The organism is Nostoc sp. CALU 1950 (assembly GCF_051172895.1).
GTDB classification, from domain to species: Bacteria; Cyanobacteriota; Cyanobacteriia; order Cyanobacteriales; family Nostocaceae; genus Nostoc; species Nostoc edaphicum_A.
The window spans coordinates 1-8,491 of record NZ_JBDNJQ010000240.1 but is presented as its reverse complement, the minus strand read 5'-3'; the positions used below and the strand labels follow the sequence as shown (position 1 = coordinate 8,491).

The 8,491-nt window shown below is 43.4% G+C and carries 9 protein-coding genes and 1 pseudogene; 2 read left to right on the top strand and 8 right to left on the bottom strand.

Translation table 11 applies throughout. The annotated features are described in order from the left end of the window. Positions 1-54 precede the first annotated feature (54 nt). Positions 55-213 (bottom strand): hypothetical protein, encoded by a 159-nt coding sequence (locus ABF638_RS35340; protein WP_435027445.1) that lies wholly within the window; start codon positions 211-213, stop codon positions 55-57. A gap of 115 nt (positions 214-328) precedes the next feature. Here ABF638_RS35340 and ABF638_RS35335 point away from each other — a divergent pair, with 115 nt between their 5' ends. Together ABF638_RS35335 and ABF638_RS35330 are read left to right on the top strand one after the other, a co-directional pair. Beyond that, entirely contained in the window at positions 329-796 is a 468-nt protein-coding gene (locus tag ABF638_RS35335; protein ID WP_435027444.1) for a VOC family protein, read from the top strand. A gap of 28 nt (positions 797-824) precedes the next feature. Next, a complete protein-coding gene (locus ABF638_RS35330) occupies positions 825-1,121 on the top strand; it encodes a hypothetical protein (RefSeq protein WP_435027443.1) in 297 nt (98 codons plus the stop codon). A gap of 83 nt (positions 1,122-1,204) precedes the next feature. Here the strand turns inward: ABF638_RS35330 and ABF638_RS35325 are convergent, their stop codons facing one another. The 7 genes and pseudogenes from ABF638_RS35325 to ABF638_RS35295 form a co-directional block, all read right to left on the bottom strand. After that, a complete protein-coding gene (locus tag ABF638_RS35325; RefSeq protein WP_435027442.1) occupies positions 1,205-1,894 on the bottom strand; it encodes a Uma2 family endonuclease in 690 nt (229 codons plus the stop codon). A 102-nt stretch (positions 1,895-1,996) separates the two neighbouring features. Then, positions 1,997-2,761: a class I SAM-dependent methyltransferase gene (locus tag ABF638_RS35320; protein ID WP_435027441.1), complete on the bottom strand. Its 765-nt coding sequence runs from the start codon at positions 2,759-2,761 to the stop codon at positions 1,997-1,999. Between the two features lie 133 nt (positions 2,762-2,894). Further along, positions 2,895-4,307: a TolC family protein gene (locus tag ABF638_RS35315; RefSeq protein ID WP_435027440.1), complete on the bottom strand. Its 1,413-nt coding sequence runs from the start codon at positions 4,305-4,307 to the stop codon at positions 2,895-2,897. A 116-nt stretch (positions 4,308-4,423) separates the two neighbouring features. Next, positions 4,424-5,095, bottom strand: a complete 672-nt coding sequence (locus ABF638_RS35310) for an ABC transporter ATP-binding protein (protein WP_435027439.1) — start codon at positions 5,093-5,095, stop codon at positions 4,424-4,426. A gap of 68 nt (positions 5,096-5,163) precedes the next feature. After that, complete coding sequence (locus tag ABF638_RS35305) at positions 5,164-6,444, bottom strand: ABC transporter permease (RefSeq protein WP_435027438.1); 1,281 nt, start codon at positions 6,442-6,444, stop codon at positions 5,164-5,166. A 22-nt stretch (positions 6,445-6,466) separates the two neighbouring features. Beyond that, positions 6,467-8,038, bottom strand: coding sequence for an efflux RND transporter periplasmic adaptor subunit (locus ABF638_RS35300; protein ID WP_435027437.1), 1,572 nt, complete (start codon positions 8,036-8,038; stop codon positions 6,467-6,469). Positions 8,039-8,139: 101 nt separating this feature from the next. Continuing rightward, a pseudogene (locus tag ABF638_RS35295) lies at positions 8,140-8,491 on the bottom strand (hypothetical protein); the annotation flags it as partial.

Here is an 8,491-nt window from a genome sequence, read left to right as displayed (position 1 = left end):
CTTCTCGAAGAAGTCGGGGATCTAATTTTTCACGAATGATTTAGGATTGCTATATCAGGATGATAAAGGCGGAAGGTGACGCTCCTTCGTCGCTAACGCTTCGCTATCAGCCGTCTCTGCTGTAGGAGAAAAGGTAAGTCCACAACTATGGCGAAAATCTAAGTTTAGGTACTCCTCCGTGATTACAGAAGTTTCTAGTTCAGCGGTAGGCAACTAGGAGTAGCTCACAGTCTAAAGAATAATCAAAAGCCATGATAGATTTTTAGTAGGAATAGTAAACTTTAAAAAAAGTTCAACTTTTATCCTAGTAAAAAGATTTTGTTTGATTATGCTATCTAGCACCCAATCCCTGAACAGTGTCCTTGCGCCAGGAAATCTGCGTAGAGTACATCACATTGCCCTCAACGTCCAGGATATGCAAGCCTCGCGCTACTTTTATGGCACGATCCTGGGTTTGCACGAACTCACAGGCGACGAAGTACCCGCAACTTTGGTGGAACTTGTCGCATCGGGGAAAGTAGCCAACTTCATCACTCCCGATGGTACAATTTTGGATTTATTTGGGGAACCAGAATTATCACCACCAGATCCCAATCCAGAAAAGACGTTCACCAGAGCGTATCATCTAGCCTTTGATATCGATCCGCAGTTATTCGATCGCGCGGTGACAGTGATCAGAGAAAATAAAATAGCGATCGCACACGGCCCAGTCACTCGTCCTACTGGCAGAGGAGTGTATTTTTACGATCCAGATGGCTTTATGATTGAAATTCGTTGCGATCCAGAAGCTAGTTAACTTAAGGGTAATAACAAAAGTATCTACTATGACCGCGAAACTCACGCAATTATTTAAAGTAATTGAAGACACAATCACAAAACCGCCAATTCCACATGAACCATATAAGCAATCATTGAAAGCTTGGGCGATGTATTGTTTGCGAGACAAAGGTTTTATAGTCGCTTATGCTCAAAATGCCGACTTTGCCATTGAAAGAAAACGTGAAGAAAAGCTATATTTTAAAGTTTCAAATAGCCCTGATGATTTAGATGATTCTTTTAGCTGGATTGTTTGGGATAGTGCAACCAAAAGCGCCAGTCTCATTCCCAAAAAAATAGACTGATGTCAAAATAGTCATCAAATATTTCCCTGACTCCTGAATTCTGACTCCTGTTAGCGCAGCGGGGCGTAGCACATTCTGACTAACTATCTTTCTTCCCCAGACAATTGCCGCACAAATCTTTGATGTTCTGGCGAATTTAATCCCAACTGCAACACAGCCAATACTTGTTGCATATTGCCAGCAAGTAAATCTGACATTGATAACCACAAACCAGGAAATACTTGACTTTTGATAATTCCATCTGCGTCCACTTCTAAGGACACATATTCTCCTTGTTGCAGGCAAAACCAATCTAATTTATTTTCAAATATTTGCCAAATAATGTATTCTTTTACCCCGTTACGACCATAGACTTTTTTCTTGTCATGTAAATCAATAGCAACACTGCTAGCTGCAATCTCTATTACAAGTTCTGGCGCACCTTCGATGTAATCATCATCACTTAAACGAGATTGTCCCTGAGATGTTGGTGTGATTAATAGCACTCCATCTGGTTGCGGTTCATTGTCTCGATCTAAGCGGACTGTTGGCTCAATTCCCAATCTCACACCGGGAGTGGCAATTTGGTAAGTCCATAACCAACCTATTAGATGACCATGTGGTTCAGCATGACTTTCAAAGCGTAATGGGGATGCCAAGTATACAACTCCTTCAATTAATTCTGCCTTTTGATGACGGGGCATTGCTTGATAGCGCCGTTCAAATTCGTAGCGAGTGAGGCGATCGCCATTTTCTAAAGGAGGAATTCGCTGCTTGAATGATAGGTTGACCATGATTTTCCTAGATAGCAAGAAGTTTTACTTTATTATGACTTGACACCTTAATTACGAATTACGTTAGCGTAGCGGTAGCGAGTCCGCGAGCGTCATTACGAATTACGAATTAGTATTGGGTTTCTCAAACACCATTAAATGCTGTTGAGGTAACAAGTTTTTGGTTTCCCGCCAAACCAAACCAACTGCTTGCATTTCTTTGCGGACTTGCTTTTGAGTCATTTTGTGCAGACCTTTAATCATAATAAAAGGATTTTCACCCCGATACTCAACCAACACTACCCGACCACCTGGTTTAAGTGCTTTCACAATTCCTTGCATCACTTCTTGGGGATACTCAAGTTCATGATAAGCATCTACCATCAAGGCTAAATCGATACTTTCAGATGGTAAGTTGGGGTTACTAAGAGTTGCCAAAACAGGCTCAACATTGGTGATATTTTTCTCTTGTTTGAATAACTCAATGATTTCCAACATTTCTGGCTGAACATCTACAGCCAATACCTTCCCATCTGTTAATAACGGTGCAATGCGAAAGCTTAAGTAACCTGTACCAGCACCAATATCTGCTACTACATTGTTAGGTTTAAGGTTAAGGAGACTGACTATTTTACTTGGCTGTTCCTCTCCCTCTCGGCTGGGACGTTCTAACCAGCCAGCGCCAGTGTATCCCATAACTTTGGCAATTTCTCGCCCCATGTAGTATTTGCCGATACCATCTGGACTGTGGATAAGCCGTTGTTCGTAAACCGTGGTCGATGGAGAATCTGCTCTTGCTATGGCATTTGGGTTAACCAGCAAGCATTCAAGTATTAACAAAAAAATTACTATAAAAGGTAAGATTTTAAGCTTGTGGTTATAACTCATCCTTTTTTGGAGATTAATAAAATCTAAGTTTTACCCATTGATCTTAATCTTGAAGTGGATCAAATTACGGTGGATGCCAACTCGCTTCTACCTAAAAACGACAAGCAGCTTGAATTTATTTAGTGATTTGACCTTAACGCGAAGCCCTGGAAGTGACTGATCTTTGCAAACTAGCTAGAGCGCGATTGTAATCCAAAATAGCTGTGATTCGATTACCTTCTGCTCTTGTCAGGTCATTTTCAGCTGCAATTACCTCTGTTTGAGTGCCCACACCAGCTTGGAACCTGAGCCTTGCTAAATTCAAAGCTTCTCTGGCTTGATTTAAAGCCACACTAGAAGTTTGCACATTCTCTAAATTGGCTTGCAATTGAGAGTAAAACTGTTCGACATTAAAGCGGATGATGTCACGCTGGCTACCAAATTGACTCTCTGCGATCGCAATATTAGCTTTCGACTGAGCCGCCCTTGCTCTTGCTGCTCCCCCATCATACAAATTTAAATTTCCTTGAATTCCCACTGAATAGCCATCAGTAACGCCGACGCCATCATCAAACCGATCTAGCAGGTTATAGTTACCTGTCAAACTAAGTTGCGGCCCCAACTGTGACAGTGCTTGTCGTCTCTGTTGCTCACTAATGTTACGTTGTGCTAATTGCTGTTGCAGTTCTGGACGATTTTGAAAGGCTCTGACAATAGTTTCTTCAAGTGTTGGCTGCCAAAGGCCCGCTAATTGTACTGGATCTGCCGCAGCGATATTAACTGATTGTGCCAAACTTAACCGAGTTGCTAACTGACGACGAGCAACTTGCTGGTCTGAGATAGCATTAGTCAGTAGTTGTTGGGCGTTTGCTAAATTCACTTGAGCTTGCAGCACATCGAACCGCGTACCTACTCCAGCCTGTTCTCTCGCTTGGGTATCTCGCAAACTAGCCTGGGCATTTTCTACAGCAGACCGATTAATTCGTACTTGTTCATCTGCTTCTTGCAAATCATAATATTCAGTTGTGACATTCAGTTCGATTTCCAGAGATGTACTCTCAACATCTAACTCATCTACCCTTAGCTGTTCCTCTGCGGCTCGGATAGCACCTTGTCGGTTTCCAGAAGTATAGAGGTCATAATTCAGTTGTGCTGAACCATTGAAAGAGGTGCTAGCTTCAGATGAATTGCTAGTCAAACCATTACCACTGTTAGTTAAACTACTATTGAGTCCAACAGTAGGAAGCAAGGCAGCTTGAGACTCGCGTAGGGATGAGCGACTGCGTTCTAGCTCTAATATGGCTACTTGTAAATCTCGATTGTTGCGTTTTGCTAATTCCAAAGCTTGTGCCAGACTGATTGGCACAGTTCCCTGAATTTGTACTTCCTCCGGTTTGGTAGGAAATTGGAGAGGATTAGGATTGGGGTTGAGGTTATCGGGAACCTGTACAGGACTTGAGGAATTCTGCGGTTTTGGGGGAGTTGCCGCACTTGCTAAAGTTGGAAAAAGAATAGCGATCGCTACGGGAATCCAGGTAGAATGCGCGAAGAATAAGCTGAAATTCATAATCTAGATGTAGTCATTAATTAGGCTTCTTTGAGGATAAATCAAAAGTTTTGATCCTGATTGACCTACAGAGATTTAAATCTTAAATTCTCCCTCCAAGGTGTAATCTTAACAAATTAGCCTACAATCAAACCATCCTGAACTCGAATAATTCTTTTAGTTTGAGCAGCGATATCTGGCTCATGAGTGACGATAACAATTGTGATTCCTTGGTCATTAAGCTCTGTTAGCAAACTCATCACCTCATGGGAAGTTTCGGTATCTAAAGCTCCGGTTGGCTCGTCTGCCAAAACTAATGCAGGTCGGTTGACCAAAGCACGAGCGATCGCTACTCGTTGTTGTTGTCCCCCAGATAGTTGACTAGGACGGTTAGATGTGCGTCCTTCTAATCCTACTTTTTCCAGGGCTTCTAATGCTCTTTCACGGCGTTTTGGTTTGGGTAAATTAGCATAAACCATTGGTAACATGACGTTTTCCAGCGCTGTCGCCCGCGCCAATAGGTTAAATTGTTGAAAAACAAAACCTATTCTTTGGTTACGAATATAGGCTAATTCATCATCATCAAAAGTCGTCAGGTTTCTCCCTTCAAAAATATAGTCCCCAGTTGTGGGACGATCCAGACATCCCAAAATATTCATGAGCGTAGATTTTCCCGAACCTGACGCACCCATAATCGAGACATATTCCCCCTCCTCAATAGAAAGTTCAATTCCCTTAAGTATAGGAACACTAACTTCTCCCAAGTAGTAAGTTTTAGTAATAGATTCCATCCAGATCATTGTTGGCATAGTAGAGAGACGTGATTAATCGCGTCTGTACAAGAATTACAAATTACGAATTACGAATTACGAATTATTTAGTCGCTTCTTAAAGCAGTGATTGGATCTAATTTAGATGCGTTTCGTGCTGGAATCACCCCAGCAACTAAGCCAACGCTCAATGAGAGTCCAAACCCAGCAATAATGGACAAAAAAGAAATGACAAAGGGAAATTTGAAAATATTTGCAGCGGTAAAGGCTAATACAATCCCAGTCGCCATACCAATAGTTCCACCAGCAATGGAAATCACGATCGCTTCGGCTAAAAATTGATTCAGGATTGCAGAATTAGTTGCCCCTACGGCTTTGCGAATACCGATTTCTCGCGTCCGCTCAACTACGGAAACCAGCATAATGTTGGCAATACCAATTCCACCAACCACTAACGAAATTCCCGCGATCGCTACTACCATGACTGTAAATAAACCCACCACATTAGTGAAGGTACTAACAATATCAGCTTGATTGGTCAGCCGAAAATCATCAGCTTGCGGCGGATAAATGTTGTGACGCAACCGTAAGAGATTGGTGACTTGAAACTGAGCGGCTTCTAATTCTTCCTGATTAGCTCCTTTGACTAAAATTCCATTTACAGAAACGCCTACCAAGGCATTATTCCCAACTAGTCTCTTCGACATACTAGTTAGAGGAATGAAAATCTGGTCATCTCGATCCATCGGCCCCTGAGAACCTTTAGGTTCCATCACCCCAATAACTTCGTAAGCCTCTCCCTGAATCCGAATTCGCTCACCGATAGGATTTACACCCTGTCCAAAGAGTGTGTTTTGGACTGTGGGGCCAAGAATAGCGACCTGTGCGGCAATATCTAATTCTTCTTGAGTGAAATATCTCCCTTGCTGGGGGTTGGTATTTCTGACTTCTGGGTAGTTCAAATCCGTGCCATAAATGGTTGTTGAAGTATTCTGTCCTGCATATACAACTTGGGCAGTCCGTTGGAGATAAGCAGAAACCATCTGTGCTGATGGGGCTTGTGTAGCGATCGCCTGTGCATCTTCCCAAGTCAAGGTGCTGCTAGAACCGACTCCTTGACGGACATTCCCGCTTCTTGCAGCACCCGCTAAGATTTGGATCACATCTGTACCCAATGCTTGTATCTGTTGTTCAACCCCCTTTTGCACTCCCTGACCAACAGAAGTAATCGCAATGACTGATGAAATTCCAATAATCACGCCCAACATCGTTAGACCTGTGCGTAATTTATTACTCCACAGAGTCTCTGCCGCCATTGTCAAAATTTCCAACAACGGTACTGTGCGGGTCTTCTTAGCTTTCTTAGAGCCGCTAAATATCTTAAACATAAGGTTTTATTTACAACTAACTTTAAGAACGACCGCCTGAACGACCTCCGCCGCCACCGCCTCCTCTTCCACCACCACCTCCGCCTAGACCGGGAAAAACTCCGCCTCGTGGTGTTGATTGTGGACGTGATCCTGGTGGGAAACTGAGTAACACTCTTTCGTCTCCTGTCAATCCAGACTTAACTTCGGTAAAGTTATTTGCGGTGACACCAGTCTCGATACGAGTAAACACAGGTTTGTTATCTGCTCCAGCCACAAACACACCTGTGGCATTTTGTTGGCGCACGACTGAGGCCGTTGGCACTACTAAAACATTTTCAACTTGACCGACTTGAAAATCTACTTCTACATTCATCCCAGACCGCAGTAGCCTTTCTGGGTCTGAAAGCGATACTCTGACTTCAAAACTGGTGACGTTTTGCGCGACTATTGCTTGGGCAGCAATTTGGCTGACTTTACCTTCAAAGGTTTTTCCTGGATAGGCATCTGCTTGAATCGAGACTTTTTGACCAAGGCTGATTTTAGAAATATTTGTTTCTGCTAAACTTGCGACAATCTCATTTGTTGAAGCGAGAGACAAGATTGAAGAAGAAGAAGAAGAAGCTACTTCACTACTAGCAGTTGTGGGTGTCACGAAGGCGCCGGGATCAGCAAACTTCTTTGTCACTACACCATCAAAAGGTGCGCGAATGATCGTGTCATTGATTTGAGCTTGGATGTTTTGCAGCGAACCACGAGCAGATGTTACCTGGGCGCGGGCTGCGTCAATATCTTCTTGGCGCGTTCCGGCTTTCACAAGTGCCAAAGCTTGCTGTCTTTGCTTCACCACAGCTCGGGCTTGCTCAATATCTTCTGGACGTGAACCGGCTTTTTGCAACCCCAATGCTTGCTGTGCTTCATTAACTTGGGCTTGAGCGCTGTCGCGATTGGAACGGTTTTGGTTAAGAGTCTGAAGAGAAATACCGCCTGCATTGTAAAGTTGTTGATTACGAACCAAATCATCTTCTGCTTGGCGAAGGGAGGCTTGAGCGCTTTGCAAGCGTGCCTGTGCTTGGGCAATATCTTGAGAGCGATTACCAGCTTGTACCTTTTGCAGATTTGCTTGGGCTTCGTCTAATACTCCTTGGGCTTGAGCAATATCTTGAGGACGATTACCTGCGATCGCTTTTTGCAAATTCGCCTCGGCTTGTGCCAACTGTCCTTGAGCAGAGGTGAGTTGCCCCCGGAGGTTGGAATCATCCATGTAAGCAACAATCTGTCCTTGTTTGACTAGATCCCCTTCCTTTGCCAGCAGTGTTTTCAAGATGCCGGAATTTTTCGGGCTGAGGTTAATTGACCGCTCAGGCTTTACCGTTCCGTTCGCTGAAACTGTCATTGTTAAACTCCGCCTTTGTACAGGTCTTGTCAGCACCCGACGGCCGGCTTCTTGGCGGGAAACAACAGCTACTTGGTAATAAACTGCATAGCCAATTCCCCCTAAAAGGCAAAGAGCAATTAGCCAAGAAAGCCAATTACGTCTGCCCTTGGTTTTCTTTACCTCTGGAACCAAAACTGGTGATGAGGAATCTACGGTGTTTGATGTATCAATTTTCATATCCACTTTTTCTATAAAGAACGGCTACCGAGCTTGTTATTCACGGCTAAAACTATAGCCTGGTAGCCCTATACTGACAATGATTTTGAGTTTTTAGTGTTTTAAAGGTTTATTTGCAGTACCAATCCACTAGGAAGTCTGAAGAAATTATCACGGACTCTCACTAATCTTCTAGATGGAACAACTTCCTGATTAGGAAGAAGAATATCTCCGTTAGGAAGTCTGTAATAACCTTGATTACGCAGTCTGACTATGGATCTAGCAGGAATAATTTGCCCATTGGGATATCTGATATCACCATTACCAAGTCTGACTACTCTGCTATAGGGTTGGTTGTTACGGTTCCAATTGTCCCTGTCTCTAGAGTTTCTGATTTCTCCAGGATAGGGTCTGCCGTCACGGTTCCAATTGTCCCTGTCTCTAGAGTTTCTGACTTCTACAGGATAGGGTCTG

Bases quoted from the DNA above. Each gene is read 5' to 3' on its own strand.
- ABF638_RS35335 (WP_435027444.1), top strand. From the start codon at position 329: ATGCTATCTAGCACCCAATCCCTGAACAGTGTCCTTGCGCCAGGAAAT.
- ABF638_RS35330 (WP_435027443.1), top strand. From the start codon at position 825: ATGACCGCGAAACTCACGCAATTATTTAAAGTAATTGAAGACACAATC.
- ABF638_RS35325 (WP_435027442.1), bottom strand. From the start codon at position 1,894: ATGGTCAACCTATCATTCAAGCAGCGAATTCCTCCTTTAGAAAATGGC.
- ABF638_RS35320 (WP_435027441.1), bottom strand. From the start codon at position 2,761: ATGAGTTATAACCACAAGCTTAAAATCTTACCTTTTATAGTAATTTTT.
- ABF638_RS35315 (WP_435027440.1), bottom strand. From the start codon at position 4,307: ATGAATTTCAGCTTATTCTTCGCGCATTCTACCTGGATTCCCGTAGCG.
- ABF638_RS35310 (WP_435027439.1), bottom strand. From the start codon at position 5,095: ATGCCAACAATGATCTGGATGGAATCTATTACTAAAACTTACTACTTG.
- ABF638_RS35305 (WP_435027438.1), bottom strand. From the start codon at position 6,444: ATGTTTAAGATATTTAGCGGCTCTAAGAAAGCTAAGAAGACCCGCACA.
- ABF638_RS35300 (WP_435027437.1), bottom strand. From the start codon at position 8,038: ATGAAAATTGATACATCAAACACCGTAGATTCCTCATCACCAGTTTTG.